This is a genomic window from Terriglobales bacterium (assembly GCA_035764005.1).
Classification (GTDB): Bacteria; Acidobacteriota; Terriglobia; order Terriglobales; family Acidobacteriaceae; genus Gp1-AA112.
Genome location: DASTZZ010000021.1, coordinates 53,675 through 71,817 on the forward strand (window position 1 = coordinate 53,675; position 18,143 = coordinate 71,817).

Annotated in this window: 15 protein-coding genes; 7 read left to right on the top strand and 8 right to left on the bottom strand. The window is 56.1% G+C overall.

Annotation, left to right across the window (positions count from 1 at the left end; all coding sequences use genetic code 11):
• Positions 1-22: 22 nt before the first annotated feature.
• The gene (gene glmM, locus VFU50_03535) at positions 23-1,378 is read right to left on the bottom strand and encodes a phosphoglucosamine mutase (protein ID HEU5231908.1); all 1,356 of its coding nucleotides are present in this window, start codon (positions 1,376-1,378) and stop codon (positions 23-25) included.
• A 309-nt stretch (positions 1,379-1,687) separates the two neighbouring features.
• On the opposite strand from glmM, the gene purB reads away from it, so the two are divergent.
• The 3 genes from purB (at position 1,688) to VFU50_03550 (ending at position 4,016) form a co-directional block, all read left to right on the top strand.
• Positions 1,688-2,986, top strand: coding sequence for an adenylosuccinate lyase (gene purB / locus VFU50_03540; protein ID HEU5231909.1), 1,299 nt, complete (start codon positions 1,688-1,690; stop codon positions 2,984-2,986).
• Between the two features lie 42 nt (positions 2,987-3,028).
• Entirely contained in the window at positions 3,029-3,238 is a 210-nt protein-coding gene (locus tag VFU50_03545; protein ID HEU5231910.1) for a DUF433 domain-containing protein, read from the top strand.
• A 415-nt stretch (positions 3,239-3,653) separates the two neighbouring features.
• Entirely contained in the window at positions 3,654-4,016 is a 363-nt protein-coding gene (locus tag VFU50_03550; GenBank protein HEU5231911.1) for a hypothetical protein, read from the top strand.
• On the opposite strand, the gene lpxC is transcribed toward VFU50_03550, so the two are convergent.
• The 3 genes from lpxC to VFU50_03565 all read right to left on the bottom strand — a co-directional run bounded on the left by lpxC (position 4,013) and on the right by VFU50_03565 (position 5,699).
• Positions 4,013-4,924 carry a UDP-3-O-acyl-N-acetylglucosamine deacetylase gene (lpxC, locus tag VFU50_03555; GenBank protein HEU5231912.1) on the bottom strand — a complete coding sequence of 304 codons (912 nt, stop codon included), beginning with the start codon at positions 4,922-4,924 and terminating at the stop codon, positions 4,013-4,015. The two genes, VFU50_03550 and lpxC, sit on opposite strands and share 4 nt — an antisense overlap.
• 126 nt (positions 4,925-5,050) lie before the next feature.
• A complete protein-coding gene (locus VFU50_03560; GenBank protein ID HEU5231913.1) occupies positions 5,051-5,212 on the bottom strand; it encodes a hypothetical protein in 162 nt (53 codons plus the stop codon).
• A 130-nt stretch (positions 5,213-5,342) separates the two neighbouring features.
• Positions 5,343-5,699 (bottom strand): cupin, encoded by a 357-nt coding sequence (locus VFU50_03565; GenBank protein ID HEU5231914.1) that lies wholly within the window; start codon positions 5,697-5,699, stop codon positions 5,343-5,345.
• A 155-nt stretch (positions 5,700-5,854) separates the two neighbouring features.
• Between VFU50_03565 and boxC the strand changes: the two genes are divergently transcribed.
• The 4 genes from boxC (at position 5,855) to VFU50_03585 (ending at position 10,473) form a co-directional block, all read left to right on the top strand.
• Positions 5,855-7,564, top strand: a complete 1,710-nt coding sequence (boxC, locus tag VFU50_03570) for a 2,3-epoxybenzoyl-CoA dihydrolase (protein HEU5231915.1) — start codon at positions 5,855-5,857, stop codon at positions 7,562-7,564.
• A 120-nt stretch (positions 7,565-7,684) separates the two neighbouring features.
• The gene (gene boxB, locus VFU50_03575; GenBank protein HEU5231916.1) at positions 7,685-9,109 is read left to right on the top strand and encodes a benzoyl-CoA 2,3-epoxidase subunit BoxB; all 1,425 of its coding nucleotides are present in this window, start codon (positions 7,685-7,687) and stop codon (positions 9,107-9,109) included.
• Positions 9,106-9,531: a hypothetical protein gene (locus tag VFU50_03580; protein HEU5231917.1), complete on the top strand. Its 426-nt coding sequence runs from the start codon at positions 9,106-9,108 to the stop codon at positions 9,529-9,531. Before boxB ends, VFU50_03580 begins: the two co-directional genes overlap by 4 nt.
• On the top strand, positions 9,532-10,473 hold the full coding sequence (locus VFU50_03585; GenBank protein ID HEU5231918.1) for a helix-turn-helix transcriptional regulator: 942 nt from the start codon (positions 9,532-9,534) through the stop codon (positions 10,471-10,473).
• On the opposite strand, the gene VFU50_03590 is transcribed toward VFU50_03585, so the two are convergent.
• The 4 genes from VFU50_03590 to VFU50_03605 all read right to left on the bottom strand — a co-directional run bounded on the left by VFU50_03590 (position 10,470) and on the right by VFU50_03605 (position 18,120).
• Positions 10,470-11,513 carry a glycoside hydrolase family 130 protein gene (locus tag VFU50_03590; protein ID HEU5231919.1) on the bottom strand — a complete coding sequence of 348 codons (1,044 nt, stop codon included), beginning with the start codon at positions 11,511-11,513 and terminating at the stop codon, positions 10,470-10,472. The two genes, VFU50_03585 and VFU50_03590, sit on opposite strands and share 4 nt — an antisense overlap.
• A 62-nt stretch (positions 11,514-11,575) precedes the next feature.
• Positions 11,576-12,649 carry a tetratricopeptide repeat protein gene (locus VFU50_03595; protein HEU5231920.1) on the bottom strand — a complete coding sequence of 358 codons (1,074 nt, stop codon included), beginning with the start codon at positions 12,647-12,649 and terminating at the stop codon, positions 11,576-11,578.
• 49 nt (positions 12,650-12,698) lie between these two features.
• On the bottom strand, positions 12,699-14,351 hold the full coding sequence (locus VFU50_03600) for a multiheme c-type cytochrome (GenBank protein ID HEU5231921.1): 1,653 nt from the start codon (positions 14,349-14,351) through the stop codon (positions 12,699-12,701).
• A gap of 85 nt (positions 14,352-14,436) precedes the next feature.
• A complete protein-coding gene (locus tag VFU50_03605) occupies positions 14,437-18,120 on the bottom strand; it encodes a TonB-dependent receptor (protein ID HEU5231922.1) in 3,684 nt (1,227 codons plus the stop codon).
• Positions 18,121-18,143: the final 23 nt, after the last annotated feature.

The window sequence follows — 18,143 nt, forward strand, 5'->3', positions numbered from 1 at the left end:
AACTCAGAGTAATACCTGAACATTACGCTCCAATTGCCGCCTGAATCGCGCCGGAAATCGAGTCGGCGTGCTTCTCCATCTTGTCTTTGGACTCGGCTTCGATCATCACGCGGGCCAGCGGCTCAGTCCCGGAGTAGCGGACGACCACGCGCCCATTTCCCGCGAGGTCCTGCTCGGCGGCACGAATCGCAGAACTCACAGCTGCAATTTGATCCAGCGGCTGCTTCTCGCGAACACGCACGTTCTTGATCACCTGCGGAAAAACTTTGAGATCGCCGACGAGTTCATCGAGCTGCTTTCCGTTTCGGGAAATGATTTCGAGGACGATCAGCGCGGTTAGCAGCCCATCACCCGTAGTTGCGACGCGAGAGAAGATGATATGGCCGGACTGCTCCCCTCCCAGCACGGCTCCGGTCTTGCGCATCTCGTCGAGGACGTATTTGTCTCCTACCGGGGCTCGCAACATGCGAATACCCGAGCGCTTCAGCGCGGCTTCAAGTCCCATGTTGGACATCGTGGTCGCTACCACGGTGTCGCTCGCAAGTTCCCTGCGAGCCTGCAGGTCACGCGCCGCCATGAGTAGCACCGCGTCACCATTGACAACGTTTCCGTTGCGGTCGGCAAAAAGCGCGCGATCCGCGTCGCCATCGAACGTCACGCCGAGAGCGGCTCCCCTTTTCTTTACTTCCTCGGCCACCACCTGCGGATAAAGCGCGCCGCAGGCATCGTTGATGTTCTTGCCGTTCGGCTTGAAATGGATGAACTCAGCGCCGAAGCCAAGCATCTTGAAAAGCTCTGGAGCGCAGGCGCTTGCGGCTCCATTGGCGCAATCAATGACAACGTTGCCTCGAATCTTCGGGGTTGAGACCTTTTGCTTCAGCCACGTCTCATATTTTTCCCGCAGCGAGTGATCGCCCGGAAGGCTGGAGACGTTTGACGCTGCTGCTGTGACCTCGCGGTGCGTCTCAATAAAACGAAAAATTTCTTTTTCGATTGCGAGCTCAAGCTCATCGGAAAGTTTGTAACCGTCTCCGCCGAAGACTTTGATTCCGTTGTCGGTCCAGGGATTGTGCGACGCCGAGATCACTACGCCCGCGTCGAAGCCGAGTTCGCGCGCGAGATACGCGATGCCAGGAGTTGTGATCACGCCCGCAGACGAGACCTCGGCCTGGGACGCTCTCAACCCGTCGGAGAGCCGGTCGGCGATCCATGCGCTGGACTGTCGTGTGTCCTGTCCGATGACCACGCGCGGACGTTGTCCTTGATGAGCAAGATGATGACCCAAAGCTAGTCCGATCGCGAAGACGGTGCCTGAATCGAGCGGAAGTTCTCCAGCGACTCCCCGGATTCCGTCGGTCCCAAATAGCTTTCGGCTCATAAAGACAAACAGGAAAGTCTAGCAGGACTGAGGCAACAATCGCCGTGTGTAGGCGGTGGGCCGGAAATGTGTGAACGGGCTAAGTCCGCGCGTTGCTGCGCCCGAAGGCGTTCACGACGATGCGCAGCTGCAAAGAACGTGACTGCCCCACCGGATAGGACCCCTGCAAGCGCAACACCGATGCTCTCCTGCGATCCGCCCTGCTGCCCGCGGTTCTGTTCGCGCGAACCCGCTCTTCTACGCTATTCTTTCTGTTCTCTTCCGCCCGGCTGCTTCGGGCGACTTCCAAGTGATCGTTGAGGCTCGCGCGTGATCCCACGCTACACCCGGCCCGAAATGGGCCGAATCTGGAGTGACGAAAATAAATTTCGCATGTGGCTGCGCGTCGAAGTGGCGGCTACGGAGACGCTGGCCGAAGCCGGCATGGTTCCGGAGTCGGCCGCGAAAGCCATTCGTGAGCGCGGCGACTTCGACTTGTCGCGCATTCAGGCTCTCGAAGCAGAGGTCAAGCACGACGTAATCGCCTTCACCACTGCTGTCGCGGAGAAGGTCGGTCCAGAAGCGCGCTGGCTGCATTTCGGGCTTACGTCGAATGACGTCGTCGATACGGCGCAGGCACTGCAGATTCATGAAGCCTCGTTGATCATTCGTAACGATCTTGAAGCCCTGAAGACCGTCCTCAAACGACGCGCGTTTGAATTTCAGCACACGCCCACGATTGGTCGCACGCACGGCATTCATGCCGAACCCACCACTTTCGGACTGAAGCTCGCCAACTGGTATTCCGAAACGGAACGCAACATCGAGCGCTTCGAGCATGCAGCGGAAGACATGCGCGTGGGAAAGATTTCGGGAGCCGTTGGCACGCTGGCTCACCTTACGCCGGAGCTGGAGGAGAAGATCTGCTCGCGATTGGGCTTGAAGACTGCGGCCATCTCCAGCCAGGTAATCCAGCGCGACCGTCACGCATTCTTCGTTGCGACTTTGGCGGTAATCGCCAGCACGCTGGACAAAATCGCCGTCGAGATTCGTCATCTCCAGCGCACCGAAGTTCGCGAGGCCGAGGAGTATTTCAGCGAAAAGCAAAAAGGGTCGTCGGCGATGCCGCACAAACGGAATCCGATTACCTGCGAGCAAATCAGCGGACTGGCGCGTGTCGTGCGCGGAAATGCGCAGGCGGCGTTCGAAGATGTGGCATTGTGGCACGAGCGCGATATCTCGCATTCCTCGGTCGAGCGCATAATCCTGCCGGATTCGACGATCTTGATCGATTACCTGCTGCACAAGACCACCACGCTGCTCGACACACTGCTCGTTTATCCCGACCGCATGCTGCAGAATCTGGAGAGCACGGGCGGACTGATCTTCAGCGGACAACTGCTGCTCGATTTGGCGGAAGCAGGCATGTCGCGCGAAGACGCCTATCGCCTGGTCCAGAAGCATGCAATGGCGGCTTGGAAGAACGGAACCAACTTTCGTGAAGCGATCCGCAATGATTCCGAGATTCGCAGCAAACTCTCCGGCGAGCAGATCGAAGGTGCCTTTAATCTAAAACGGCAGCTCGGAAATGTGGACGGCATTTTTGCCCGGGTGTTCTCGTCATCGTAGAAAAGCGCAATCGCAAAGACGGGAAGAAGGCATAATATCCACATGGATTCACTGGTCACATCGTCGCCAGACATCCTCGGCGGCACTCCTGTGATCGCCGGAACCCGTGTCCCGGTGCAGACGCTTTTTGAGTACTTACAAGCCGGAGAATCGATTAATAGTTTTCTTGAAGGCTTCCCTTCGGTAAAGCGAGATCAGGTTCTCAGCCTCTTGGATGAAGCTCAGTCTCACCTGGTTCAGGCAGCGCACTGATTGAAGATATTGCTAGATGAGTGCATAGACCGGCGCTTCCGCGATGCTCTGCCGATGCACGAGGTCCTAACGGTTCAAGAAATTGGGCGCGCCGGTATGAAAAAGGGAGAGTTACTGCGCGTCGCTGAGGCGGAATTTGAAGCTCTCGTCACCGTGGACGCAATCTGCAATTTCAGCAGAATGCGAAGAAAGTCAGAATTCCCGTTTTTGTCTTGTGTGCCCGATTAAATCGCCTCGTCGATATTTTGCCGCTTGCCAAAACCTTACTTGCCGAACTCCACCTAGCTGTGCCGGGTAAGATCATCGAAATTCGAAAATAAATTCTGCAAGTCCTGTTCGAGGCCCCGTTCTAACCTGAGGCACTGCTCTCTGTTCCCGTTGAGAGCTATACTTTCAGCCGAGAAAGGAGTTCGACATGGGCCTCTTTCTTCCCGTATTGCTGTTGGGGCTTGCCCAGCCCGCTGATTTGCCCGCTACCGCTAATCATCCTCAAGCGGTTTCCCAAGCTGATGCCAATGCTGGATCGTCGTCCATTCCGGCGCGGCAATTTACTTTGGGCGATCCGAAATTTCGCCGTCTCGAGAATTTTGATCACATTCAGGTAACCGGAGACCCTGATGGTCATTCCTCGGTCTGCCTCACGATGCGGAGCTACTTTTTCGAGCGACGAGATGGATTAGCCCCCGAATTCGTCGGTATGACGACGTGCGATCCGGGACGTGGACGGGTTCTGAAGAAGATTAATCGGCGGCCGGCTCGGCTGGTACCAGCGAATTAACGGTGGAGCACGGCCGGGCTTGGCTCGGCCGTCGTCCTCTCCAGCAGCTCATCTTCTTCGCGCGAGATCTGCGCCTCTTCCCACAATGATCTATCCCTGAGCAGACGCGTGACGAGCGCCGTGTGCATCGCGTGCCCGGCGCGATTGGCAATCACTTTTCCCAGAATGCGATGGCCGAGCAGCGCAAGATCGCCGATGAGATCGAGAATCTTGTGGCGAACAAATTCATCCTCGAAGCGAAGCGGGCCGTTTTTTACGCCAGTGTCAGTCAACACAATCGCGTTCTCCTCCGAAGCGCCACGAATCAGTCCCATATTGCGCAACGCACTTTCATCGCGCAGGAAACCGAAAGTGCGGGCGGGCGCGATTTCTCGCGCGTAGCTGTCGCCGGCTAGATCGATGTCGTAGCTCTGAATGCCGATCGGCTGGGGAAAATCGATGGTGTACGAAACTGAGTAGCGTTCCGCCGGATAAACGCCGAGAAACTTCTGTCCATCCCGTACTTCAACTGGCTTGAGCACGCGCCAGTAAGTGCGTGGCCTCCTCTGGCGTTTGATTCCGACTCGTTGAATTGCTTCAAGAAACGGCCTTGCGCTTCCGTCCAGAATGGGAACTTCGAGCTGGTCGAGCTCGATGCCGGCGTTGTCGATCCCTGCTCCCATCAAGGCCGAGAGAACATGCTCGGTAGTCGAGATCAGAACGCCGCGTCGCATGAGACTGGTCGCGTAACTGACTTTCGCGACATTACGTCCCACTGCCTCGATGTCGAAATTATCGAGATCGACGCGCCGGAAGTTGATTCCACTGCCGGCAGGAGCGGGAAGGATACGCATCTTCACCGCGGCTCCGCTGTGGAGACCAACGCCACTGAAGCTGATCGACTGTCGAATTGTTTGCTCTTGAACCAAGCGGGGGCGCGTAAGGTATTGCGAAAAAACAGAATACCCTGCCTCGGCAAAAACAGGGTGTGGCAAAAAAGCTACATCTGAGAGCTGGAAGGACGCACCTTAAGCATGCGCGCGAAGCAGAATTCTTCAGGCAAGCTTTTTCCGACCTTCTTCTTTCAGACCCACAAACCAGAGATAAATCTGGTCCACGCGGTCGATGTCTTCCTGAAGGAGCAGATGGTCGGCATAGTTGTAGATCCGCTTCGTCGTGACGACGTTTGAGATTCTGCACGAGCAGGTTGAGCTCATCGACTTTGGCGTGCATGATGCGGAGATCATTCACCAGCCGGACTTCGTCGATTTCGAGCCATCGTCCAGTCACATTCTTTGTCGCATGGTTCTTGTCATTCATTCATGGCTCTCTATCTCGGATGCAGCCTCATGCGTCGCGGTGGACCGTTTCGGGAGAAAATGCGGGGACGCACACCGCGATATATTCCGCTCCTTCAGGCGTGGAGTATTGAATCCACTCACCTTTGTACGCAATTACTGCCTGGCCGGCGTGAACATCGATTGATCCAGATGCGTGCGCGACGCGCAGCATGCCTTTCAGAACCAAAGTGAACTCATCGAACTCAGGACGCTGCCCAGGCTCTTCCCACCTGGCGGGACTGCGCATATGGGCGACGCTGGCAGCCTGCGTTCTGCTGTTTACACGGCCAATATATTCGTCGATGAGTTTCGGCTTGGTTCCGGCCGCTTGAATCCGCGCGGGTTGAGAGATGAGAGTCGGCACCTCGGATGTTCCTTTCACTGGAGTTTGGTTCTTAGCGCAACCAAAGGGCGAGTATATGCGCGGGAATGTCTGGCATGGGCATGCTGCACAATACTGCAGCTTAGGCTACTTGACATGACATAAACTGCATCTCTAGGCTTGTATTTGGAGCTTTCATGGAAACTGCTCTTGCCACCGACACTGAGAAGCAGCTGGTTGATTTTCAGACCCACCCGTCCCGCTACCAGCATTGGCAGCTTAAGTTTGATGGCCCCATCGCCACTTTGCTGATGGATACGAAGGAGGACGGCGGCATACGTCCGGGCTACAAGCTCAAACTGAATTCGTACGACCTCGGCGTGGATATCGAACTGCACGACGCATTGCAACGCATCCGCTTCGAGCATCCTGAAGTACGCGCGGTCGTGATCACGAGCGCAAAGCAGCGTGTTTTTTGTTCCGGCGCGAATATCTACATGCTGGGTAGCTCGTCGCATGCGTGGAAGGTGAACTTCTGCAAGTTCACCAATGAGACCCGAAATGGCATTGAAGACGCCAGCCGCAACTCCGGGATAAAGTTCATTGCGGCATGTAATGGGACGACGGCGGGGGGTGGGTACGAACTCGCGCTTGCCTGCGACGAGGTCCTCCTGATCGATGATCGCTCGTCAGCTGTCAGCCTGCCGGAAGTTCCCCTTTTGGGAGTGCTGCCCGGTACCGGCGGCCTCACGCGCGTGACCGATAAGCGCAAAGTTCGGCGCGATCTCGCCGACATTTTTTGCACTACACCAGAGGGCATCCAGGGCCAGCGCGCAAAAGAGTGGCGGCTGGTAGACGATGTGGTGAAGCCGGCGCAGTGGAGCGATCACATCCAGAGGCGTGCGCAAGAACTCGCAAGCCAGAGCGACCGTCCTCACAACGAAACCAGCGTTGAGTTCACGCCACTGAAGCGCGAACTCGATGAGCGCGGGTATCACTACGAGTACGTGGACGTAATCTTCGACCGCGAGGCTCGCACTGCCTCTATTACAGTGCGCGCGCCTGAAGCGGCGCCGGCTAAGACTCTCGCCGAAATCAAATCCGCAGGCGCAAATTGGTGGCCGCTGCAGATGGCCCGCGAACTAGACGATGCCATCCTCATGCTTCGGATAAACGAGCTTGAGCTCGGACTTTGGCTGTTCAAGACCAAAGGAAATGCCAACGCAGTTTTGGAAATTGATCGGCAGCTCGTCGAGCATCGCTCGGACTGGTTCGTTCGGGAGGTTATCGGCATGTTGCGCCGCACGCTTGCCCGTCTCGACGTCTCGTCGCGTTCGATGTATGCGGTCATCGAAGAGAACTCATGCTTCGTCGGTACTCTCTTTGAACTTGCTCTGTCCGCGGACCGCAGCTACATGCTCAATCTCCCCGATAATCCCGAGTCGGTGTTCATCGGACTTTCGGAGATGAATCTTGATGCTAACGCGAACTCAGAAGCTGCCGCATTCTCGGCATTACCGTCTGCCGCCGGTACATCGCGTTTGGTGGCGAGGTTCTATGGCGATCAGCAAAGGCTGTCGGAACTTCGATCGCAGATTGGGAATAAGCTCACAGCAGAGCGGGCGGCCGAACTCGGACTCGTGACCGCCGCGCCCGACGATCTTGACTGGGCAGACGAACTGCGGCTCGCGATCGAGTCGCGGGTCGCACTTTCGCCCGACGCTCTCACCGGCCTCGAAGCGAATCTTCGCTTTCCGGAACGGGAAACGATGCTGACGCGTATCTTCGGTCGCCTATCTGCGTGGCAGAACTGGATCTTCATTCGTCCGAACGCGGTTGGACAATCGGGCGCCTTAAAGGTTTACGGCACCGGCAGCAAGGCGAAATTTAATTGGGAGCGGGTATGAAGCCCTCTCTATCTGTCATTCCGAGCGAAGCGAGGAATCCCTACTCCGTCGAAACGTGCTGGGCACAGTAGGGATTCCTCACTGCGTTCGGAATGACACACTGTGTGTAGGAACACATTCATGAACATCGACTACTCGCAACGCATTCCTAATAACGTCGATCTCGCCGGAGACCGTACGCTTCAGCGTGCCCTCGAGAAATGGCAGCCGGCTTTCCTGGGTTGGTGGAATGACACTGGTCCGGCGGACAGCACGGATCTGCAGGTATATCTACGCACTGCGATCAGCGTCGATCGCGATGGCTGGGCCAATTTCGGATACGTCCGCATGCCGGACTACCGATGGGGCATTTTCCTCGTGCCGCGCGACGAGGAGCGGAAGGTTCACTTCGGTGATCATCAGGGGCAAGCAGCGTGGCAGGAAGTCCCTGGAGAATATCGCTCGACGCTGCGGCGCATCATTGTCACGCAAGGTGACACCGAGCCTGCGTCGGTGGAGCAGCAGCGCCTGCTGGGAAAGACTGCACCGTCTCTCTACGACATGCGCAATCTTTTCCAGGTGAACGTCGAGGAAGGACGGCATCTGTGGGCAATGGTCTATCTGCTGCATCGCTACTTCGGGAAAGACGGACGCGAAGAAGCCGAGTACTTGCTCGAGCGCCGTTCGGGTGACGCAAACAATCCGCGCATTCTCACTGCCTTCAATGAGCAGACGCGGCACTGGATTGCGTTTTTCATGTTTGCCTTTTTCACCGATCGCGACGGAAAGTTTCAGCTTTCCTCGCTGGCAGAATCGGCTTTTGATCCGCTCTCGCGCACCTGCCGGTTCATGCTGACCGAAGAAGCGCATCACATGTTCGTCGGCGAATCGGGCGTTGCGCGCACGATTCAGCGTACCTGCGAAGTAATGAAGGAGCACGGCCTCACCGATCCCTCCCAAGGGCGTGAATTCGGCGTAGTCGACCTGCAAACGCTGCAGAAATTCGTGAACTTCCATTTCAGCGTGACGCTCGATCTGTTCGGGTCCGAGATCTCGTCAAACGCTGCGACGTACTACACGACCGGCCTAAAAGGCCGCTATGAAGAAGGAAAGAAGCCCGATGACCATAAGCTCACCGCAGACGAATATCCGGTGCTCGATATGGATAACGGCCGCATCGTCGAAAAGCGGGTTCCTGCACTTACGGCGCTGAATGCGCGGCTCCGCGACGACTACATCGAAGAGATTCAGGGCGGCATCAACCGCTGGAACCGCATACCCGACCAGCTCGGAATCCCATTTCGGTTCAAGCTGCCTCACGTCGGATTCCATCGCAAGATCGGCAATTTTTCCGGACAGTTCAATACTCCTGACGGACAAGTCGTCAGCGAGTCCGAGTGGAACAGCCGCCGTTGTGAGTGGATGCCGTCCGAGAGTGATCACCAGTACATCGAATCGCTCATGGGACAAGTCCTTGAGCCGGGCAAGTTCGCCAACTGGATCGCACCGCCGGCACGGGGAATCAACAACAAGCCGATCGATTTCGAGTACGTGAGGTTCAATTGAGTGCGGACCTTGTGGTAAATGACATTGGAATGAGTGATCGGTGGCCAGAAGGTTCTATCCACTCGGTCGAGGTTCGAGAATTTTCGGACAAGCTGCGTTCCGTTTCGGCACAAGCTCGCAAGCTCTTAGCTCACATTGCAGAACTCGCTTATCACGGCCGCGGACAGCAGCGTAAGCCCGACGTAGCTTATTTGCCCGAGCTTCATGAATCCTGCGGACTCGATGTTGAAGCCATGTACTCATTGCTCAACGAATTGCAGCAGGCAAGGTTGATTCAACTGGAAGATCCCTATCCCTTCGAAGACGTAAAGATTCTGCCCTCTTCTGCGGGCTGGAATGTGCTTGAAGCGCTCGCGAAATTTTCTGAGACAGAAAAGCTTCCGCTGCGGGAGGTGCTCGTCAATTTTCGGGCAGTATCCTAGATGGCCACGACTTCCCAAAACGGAGTTCATTCCTCACCACTCAAGAGCGGGGCGATGGAACCGCGGAGCGATTCCGAATATCTGCAGCTACTGGGAAAAAACATTCGATCGGCGCGCGCCGAGCGTGGGCTGACGCGCAAGGCTCTGGCCGCAGATTCGGGCGTATCTGAGCGCTTTCTCGCGCAGCTTGAGACCGGATCGGGAAACGCCTCGGTGCTTGTTCTGCGACAGATTGCCCGCGCGCTCGAAGTGCCACTCGAGACGATCCTGACAGTAGAAACGTCGCCTTCTTCCGATCTGAAACACACGGTTGAATTTCTTCGCGGGCTCGCTCCGGAACACGTCGCTCGAGCTCGTCAGGTATTAACTGAACACTTTAGCAATCACCATGGCAACTCGAGGAATGAGCGTATTGCGTTGATCGGGTTGCGCGGAGCAGGCAAATCCAGCGTGGGCAGGCTGCTCGCAGACAAACTCCGCATTCCCTTTTTCGAACTTGACCGCCTGATTGAGCACGCGAGCGGGGTGTCGTTGTCGATGATCTTTGACTTATATGGTCAGCCTGGTTTTCGGCGCTTCGAGCGGCAGTGCCTCGATGACTTGCTGCGGAGTCAATCTCGATTTGTTGTAGCCACGGGTGGCAGTCTCGTTTTGGAACCGGTGACGTACCGCACTCTCCTGAGCTCCTGCTATACGCTCTGGCTGCAAGCCACCCCGGAGGAGCACATGGCGAGAGTCGTAGCGCAGGGAGACATGCGGCCGATGGCACACAATCCCGAAGCTATGTCTGACCTCCAGCGCATCCTTGGAGAGCGCGAGCAGCTCTACCGACAGGCAGACGCAGCCATCAATACCAGCAAGCTTTCCGTCGATCAAGTTGTTGCCGAGTGCCTACAGAATTTGCAGAACGCAGAGAACGATCGCGCAGGCATTCCCGTTTAGGGTTTCAAAGAGATTCTAATGCGGGAAGCTCCAATGTATTTGTCCGCTCCGCCATAATAGATCCACCACTGCTTCCCGATCTGGACCATTCCCTCGGTAAACACCACATTAGGAACTTGTCCCACGCGCTGCCATTCCTTCTTAGGACGTAAGAACGGCTGCTCGGCTCTCGCCAGAAGCTTGGTCGGATCATTCTTGTCGAAAAGCGCCCAACCGGTTGTGTACACCAGATTGTCGTCTGCTCCGTTGTAGATGAGGAGAATGCCCTTGGAAGTGATAAGCGGCGGAGGTCCGGGCTCCATCACGCGCGAGTCGAACGCTCCTGCGTTTCGCGGAAGTACGGGTTCTTGGGTCGCATCAGCCCAGTGCAGCAGATCGTCAGACGAGGCGAGCCCCATGTAATCGTGGTTGTCAGACTTCGTACCCAGGTAATACATCCACCATTTGCCGTTGATCTTCTGCGGGACAATGGCTCCCGATTTTGTCCATTTCGTGTTCCAGGTTCCTTTATAGGCAGGCAGCAGAATGCCTTTGCGATCCCAGTGGATCAGGTCTTTCGAAGTCGCCATGCAGAGCTGGGCATCGCGCTTGTTGTAGCCGGTGTAGGTCATGTAATACGTGTCACCGATTTTGAGCACGCGCGGATCCTCAACGCCGCCATCTTTCTCGTAGTCAGTTTCTGGCGTGAGCACTGGCTGGGCGCGAAGCGTAAAGTGCACACCATCGCTGCTCGACGCGTAGCCGATCCGAGACGTGCCTGCTTTATCCTGCTCGCGATAAAGAAGAACCGTCCTGTTGCCGACGCGCACTGCAGCAGGATTAAACGTGCCCGCAGATGCAGCGCCTGAACCCGAAGGCGAGATCAGGGGCGTGGGACTGCTCCAGTCAACTGTGATTTTGGGGGGAGTGTCGGCAGCGTCTTGCGCCCCGACGCTGCAACTCAATAGCAGCGATCCTGCCAGAATGATTGCTTTCAGCATTGACTCACCCGTTCCCGGAGGGGCGAACACGAAGGTCACGAAGTTAACACATGAGGTCACAAAGAAATTCTCCGTGACCTCTTTTGTTGCCTTCGTGACCTTCGTGTTCGCTCTTCTCCGGCTCAGCCTTGCGGCTTATTTTCCTGAGATGACTGCAATTCTTCCGATCTCTTCAACTCGCGCTCAGCATCAGCCTCGCGGCCCAGACCCCGGTATGCTTCACCCATAAGGTGATGTGCGATGTAGTTTGCCGGATCCATGCGCAGTGATTTTTCAAGATAATTCAGAGCCGATGCGTAATCTTTTTTCTTGACCAGCACTTTGCCCATCAGGATGTAAGGGCCTGTGGCCGTAGCATCGAGCAGGATCGAACGTTGCAGAGCTCGCTCCGCATCGTCGTATCTCGCGACGCGACTGTAGCAATCTCCAAGCCGGTCGTAAGTACCCGCGTACCCTGGATTCAGCTTCTGCTCCATCTCAAACTCTTCGATCGCTTTCTGCACATTCGACTTGTACAGAAAAAATTCCCCGAGTAGATAATGAACCAGCGGCAGCTTGGGATCCATCGCCGCTGCCTGCTGCGCATTCTGTTCCGCAATGGGATCGTAACCTTGCCGCAGCAACATACGCGCCAGAAACAGATGCGCCGCCGCCGAGTCCGGAGCCACACCATACATTTGCGCGAAGGACCTGCGCGCATCGTCGTACTTCTGGGTGTGCATGTAGCAGAGCCCCAGGACGTAGTTGGCGTCAACGTTCGCTGGACCAATCCAGGACTGCACCTGTTTCAAATAGGGAATTGCGTCGGCGGGACGTCCGAGTTGGAAGAGACTTAAACCGCGTAATTGAACCGCCTCCCGATCGTTGGGGTCTTGTTGCATCGCGCGCGCGAACGCATGCTCGGCTTCGGCGAAGTCGCCCTTGCGGTAATACGCCAGTCCGAGCTGATGCTCCACACGCCCGTGCTCCGGCTGCTGATTGCGGAGAGGCAGAAGTAGCCCAATGGCCTGATCAAGATTGTTCTCGTCGATCAAGTGTTGCGCCTGAGAAAGAACACCTTGGGGCGAAGTCTGGGCCGTTTTCTCCGAAGCAGCTTGAGCTGCAACGGACACACCTGCACTCGTCGGCAAAATCAGAAGAGCTGCGATCGCTCGCACAATGTTGGCGGAAAATTGTTTTGAGAGAATACGCAGCATCAGCGCAAGAAGACTGCCTTCCTGTCGAGAGCAATGAATTCCATCTGACTCATTTGCGTTCTAGCGAACAACTCGGCGACGCAGAATTGAGTTGCGAGAGTAGCGATCTGCCCAGCCCGAAATCAGGATTGAACTCCAGCACTCGCTCGACATAGAACTTTGCACGATCATAGCGTTCGGCGGCGCAGTAGCCCATCGCAATGTTTATGCCAACGCTGCTGCGCCATGGCGAAAGTTCGAATACTTTCGTCCACAGAGCGACCGAATCGCGCAGACGGCCTTCCCGCGCCTCTATCACTCCCAGATTGGTGGCCGCTTCCGCCGAATCTTCGTCGTAGTGCAAAGCTTCTTCATAGTATTCGCGAGCTTTAGCTGCGTCGCCGCGAAGCTGCGCGTCATATCCGAGAGCTGCGAGAACCGGAGCGTCAGTCTTGTCGCGCTGAAGTGCAAGCTGCAGGAAGCTATCAGCTTTCGTCGCCGCGGTCGCATCTCCTCGCTCCGCCAGGGTTTCATATGCCAACCCGAGATCGCGAGGATCATCTTCCGCTCCAGCCTTTCTTTCGGGAAATGGGCGCAGCGTCATTTCCAGCGTTTGCGTTCCATCAGTGTGCGCGGAAGCAACGCGGAGAATGCGATGATCCGTCGCCTGTGTATGACTGATATCTTTCGTTGCAAGGCTTGGCATGTGGCAACTCACGCAATCGCGGCTTTCCGGATGATGCTTCTCGGCGAATTGCTCCCCATGGCAGTTCAGACATTTTGCACGGAAGTATTCAACCTTCTTCGAAGCCTCGGGCGTGAAGTGCGGGTCGTGACACGTAGTGCAGGTCATCTTATCGCGCGATGCGCGCTTACAAGCGCTCTGCGCCAGGGCTTCGAACTGACTCACGGCGCGTCCTTCTCCTTTGTCAGCAAAAACAAAGTAGCGCACGAAATCCAAAAGATTTTGCCCCGCGTGAAAGTTATACGCGTGCTGGTGCGGACGTTCGACAGCCACATCGCCTTCCAAGTGACACTGCATGCAGATCTGCTCTTGCCGCTCAACAGGAAGACGCGAGATCTGCAGCATCTTCTCGCCGCGCGCCACATGATTCGCTGCGTCACCGTGACAGCGCTCGCAACTGATCCCAGCGTGCGTAAACGGCGGAATCGGATAATGATTGGCTGTTCCCGCAATCGGAGCCTGCATGCCGCTGGAATGGCAATTCAAACATTCAGGAAACGCAGGCAGGTTCAGCGGAGCTTCACGCGTCGCTCCATAATTCGGAGTCATATCCCAGACACGTTGCTGGGCATACCAGTTGATGGGAGATTCAAACAGGAAGCCGTCTTGCGAGAAAAGATAAGTTCGCCCTTTTAAAGTGCCGGAACCTATGTAGTAGAGCAGTTCCCGTTTGCCTTCCAGCTTTGGATCCTCAGCTCGACTGAAGCTCAGCCACAGCTTGCCATCACGACCGTACACCTCATACTTCACCCGAGACTGGGGATGATAAAAACTGCCGGTGATTGGAGAGTCGGAAGCGAGTCCACTGGCGTGCGCCATTGCGGTCTTGGAGTAGCTGTCGACGAGCGTTGCATGGCACATCGCACACTTGCCGTAATCGCGTTCGAATTGCGTTAGGGAGCTTTGGCCCAGCGCGGCGGCGCCTAAAGCCGCTTGCAGCGCAACCACCAGCCATAGGCAGAGTGCTACCGTTCCCACGCGGTGAAACTGTTCTCGCAAATAAAAAAGGGAGCGGATGACCGCTCCCTTGTAGAACGAGCCCAAGGCAACTTCTTTCTGCCAACTAGAAGGCGAGCTTTACTCCAAACTGCAATTGTCTCATTGTCGAACCGTTCTGGATATCAACGATCTTGCCGTTATTCCCGCCGCAGTCGATGCAGGTTCCGCCGGTAGCGCCAAAATCCTGCGCGCTGAAGCCGTACACCGGGTGGTTAAACACGTTGTACGCATCTACGCGGAACTGAGCGTTCACTCGTTCGGTTACGTGGAAATTCTTCGCAAGGGACATATTGTCGAAGAAACTTCTTGGACCGAAGAACGAGTTCCGACCCACGTTTCCGTCGGTTCCACAAGCCGGCAGCGAGAACGGTCCCGATGTCGGACGCGGCAGGGAGCAGGTATCCGTACCTACTGTCAACGAGGATGCAGGGTAGGCCAATCCGGACACAGGTGTGAAGTACACCACTTGGTGTGTGATCGGGTTGAATGAGCCTGCCCCCACAGAAAACGAGCCTTTGATGTTGGGCAAGCACGGACCGGTATCGTTCACTTGTCCGCATTCGCCGGCTGATGGTGTCCAGGGCAAACCGCTGCTCCAGTTCGTCGTATTCGTGAGCTGCCATCCGCCGATGATCAGATCAGCAGCGCGATTGATGTCGGAGCCAAACGTCTTTCCTCGTCCAAACGGCAGGTCGTAAACGGCGTTGAAGATGAACACGTGATCGCGGTTGAAATCATCCGGACCATAACTCAAGCGCGGATCCACGGCATAGATGTCTCCAAGATCGTTGCTGAAGTTGTTCGCGTGCGAATACGTGTAGTCAGCTTGGAACTGCAGACCATGACTGAATCGGTGATCAACGCGCGCCTGGAATGATTCGTAGTTGCTGCTGGCATCATTGCCGAAATAATTGCCCATGATGCCCCCCGCGCAGCAGGTGAGCGTTTTGCCGGTGGTTGGGTCTACAAATCCGGGATAAGTGAACTTACCGAAATATGGGCGCCGTTGGTCCGCAGGCGTTGTAGGAGTGAACGAAGGCGCTGTTCCTGCAGTTGTCACAATTGCAGCACCCGGACCAAACGCTACGGGGTTCAGGTCATATGCCGGACCATTGCCCGCAAACCCATGAGTCCCCTTGTTTGCAACGTACGCCACTTCAACGCTCGTGTTATTCGTGACCTGTCTCTGCAGAGTCACGTTCCACGCGTCAAGAGTGGGCAGGCGTTGGAACGTTGGACGCATTCTCGGTTGGACATTGCCCGCAGGACCTCCCAAAGGCAGCACGCCATTGGACGGGATCGGTGGGAACGTGAACACTGGAGGCCCAGCGGTTAGGGTAAACGCCGGGAAGAACGAGTTGTTGTTTACGGCCAGACCATTGTTGTTCGCGAGCACATCCTGGTTGACCAGAACGGGAAGGTTTTGGGTGACAGCGTGTCCAAAGTTCGACCCGAATACTCCGATATCGAAGCTGCGTCCGTATCCCATGCGGAGTACCGTTTTGGGAGTGAACTGATACGCGACACCGAGTCGCGGAGCAAATGCCTTCCAGCTGTTATCGATATTGCCGTTCAAACCATACGGTCCATAACCAGCGATACGAATAATTCCTTCCACCGGATTGGCAAATCCGCCGTTGCCTTTTCCGTTTACCGACTCTGGGAAGTAAATCTCCCAGCGCAGGCCATAGTTCACAGTCAGCTTGTTGGTTGCGCGCCAAGTGTCCTGACCGTAGAAGAACCAGCGCTTCTGGCGCTCGGCCGCGTTCGTGGTTGGGCTCACGAATCGGTTCATCTCCTGCACGTCACCGAGCAGGAAGCTGGCAAAACCGAGACCGCCAACTCCAGCATTCGATGTAGGACCAGAACGGAAGTGGAAGTCCCCGGCACGATCTGCGTCACTCGGAACGCGAAGATTCATTGCATAGCGAATATCGGCGCCGAACTTGAACTGGTGGTTGCCGTTGATCTTGGTCCAGTTATTCACGAATTGGAACTGCTGTTCGCTCTCGACCAGAGGACAATTGCAACGCCCGACATTTAGACCATCACCAAAGCTGGAGATCGGACCAACGTCTTCAAAGCTCGGCAACCCTGACGTGAAGACGGTGCCCATATTCACGTTTGGAATTCCGAAGTCCTTGGCAGGCGTCGTGCCCTCGTCTGGCTTGTGTGTGGTGGGGTTGTACTTGAACCAACCAAAGCGGAAGTCCGTCAGCAACGTACCACTGAAGGTCTTAGTGAAGCCGGAAGCAAGACTGTAGTTGTGCGTAATCGAGCTGCCCGCCAGACCGTTCAGACCGGTTCCTACTCCGCCGAGAGCACCGAGCGAGCCCTTGCCGCTCAGATTAAAACGAGCCACGCTGAAGCGCCCGAACACCTGGGTCGACGCTGTCGCATCGTAATCGATGCGGGTATCGAACGAGTTGGCATTAAATGGGCCGCTGCCGGAGGCGATGAAGTTGTTCTGAATCCCGCTGCCGGTTGGTGAGGGGAACAGCTTGAGAATGTTGATCGCTTGTGGCGAGAGTCGGCCAATCGGAATTTGATTTGCATTCGCCGGCGAACATGCTCCTGGAGCGACGCTACCTTGTGAACCGCAGAACACAGAGCGACCAGCTCCAGTTACCGGATCTCCCGTCGCGGGATCGTAAATAAAGTTGCTCGGATCTCCCGGCGTGCCATTCCCAATTACGGAAGCATACTGCGATAAGTTGCAGAATGGCCCAGTCGTGCAGGAACTCAGCACCGTCGCCGTTGGTACGGTGAGCTGGTTAGTAATACCGCTTGTCTGTCGGGTTCCCTGATAATCGCCGAAGTAGAAGAGCTTATCTTTGATGATCGGACCACCAATCGTTGCTCCGAACTGCTGCCAGCGCGAACGAGGAAGGAACCTGCCGGTAATCGGATCAGGCGCAAACTGCGTGAATGGATCGCGGGCCTGGTTGGCATCGCTGCGGCGGAAGTAGAAGCCGCTGCCATGCATATCATTGCTGCCCGACTTGGTCTGCACCGTGACGATACCCGCGACGGCCTTGCCAAATTCTGCGTCATAGTTCTGCAGTGCGACCTTGGCTTCCGTAATCGCATCGAGGTTCGGATTGATCACGATGATTCCGAGAATAGGATCCTGATTATCCGTTCCATCCAGCTCGTACCCGGTACCGCTGAAATGCTGACCATTCACGTAAATCTGCTGCGAGCCTTGTGGATTTTCCGTGGAAGCGTGACTCCAGCCGACCAGCTTTTGCGTTCCCGGAGACAGCAGCTCGAACTCAGTGAAGTTGCGGTTGAACACCGGCAGTTGCTCGACGTACCGGTCGTTGAACTCAATCGCGACATCGGACCTGTCCGTCTTGAGCTGTGGCGCCTCTGCCGTTACCTGGACAGTTTCCGTCTGTGCGCCAGTCTTTAATGAAGCATCGAAGTGCGCTCCAGTGTCAGCGGACACTTGAATATTGTCTGACTGCGCGGTAGTGAATCCCTGCGCTTCGATCTTGACCGTGTAGATGTCAGGAATCAGGTGAGTAGCGCTGTAATTTCCCGATTCGTTGGTCGTGAAAACGTCCGACGTTCCCTTGCGAACATCCGTTACCGTCACCTTCGCGTTGGGAATTACCGCTCCCGAAGGATCGGTCACTGTTCCGAAGATCGACCCGTACACGGCCTGACCGAAGCTCTGCAACGGCAGCAGAAGCAAAAGACCGAGTAAGAGGAAGAATAAGGAGGCAAATCTCGCACGCTTCATTTTGGTTTTGACCTCGCTTGCCT

Bases quoted from the DNA above. Each gene is read 5' to 3' on its own strand.
- glmM (HEU5231908.1), bottom strand. From the start codon at position 1,378: ATGAGCCGAAAGCTATTTGGGACCGACGGAATCCGGGGAGTCGCTGGA.
- VFU50_03545 (HEU5231910.1), top strand. From the start codon at position 3,029: ATGGATTCACTGGTCACATCGTCGCCAGACATCCTCGGCGGCACTCCT.
- VFU50_03550 (HEU5231911.1), top strand. From the start codon at position 3,654: ATGGGCCTCTTTCTTCCCGTATTGCTGTTGGGGCTTGCCCAGCCCGCT.
- VFU50_03560 (HEU5231913.1), bottom strand. From the start codon at position 5,212: ATGAGCTCAACCTGCTCGTGCAGAATCTCAAACGTCGTCACGACGAAG.
- boxC (HEU5231915.1), top strand. From the start codon at position 5,855: ATGGAAACTGCTCTTGCCACCGACACTGAGAAGCAGCTGGTTGATTTT.
- boxB (HEU5231916.1), top strand. From the start codon at position 7,685: ATGAACATCGACTACTCGCAACGCATTCCTAATAACGTCGATCTCGCC.
- VFU50_03585 (HEU5231918.1), top strand. From the start codon at position 9,532: ATGGCCACGACTTCCCAAAACGGAGTTCATTCCTCACCACTCAAGAGC.
- VFU50_03595 (HEU5231920.1), bottom strand. From the start codon at position 12,649: ATGCTGCGTATTCTCTCAAAACAATTTTCCGCCAACATTGTGCGAGCG.
- VFU50_03605 (HEU5231922.1), bottom strand. From the start codon at position 18,120: ATGAAGCGTGCGAGATTTGCCTCCTTATTCTTCCTCTTACTCGGTCTT.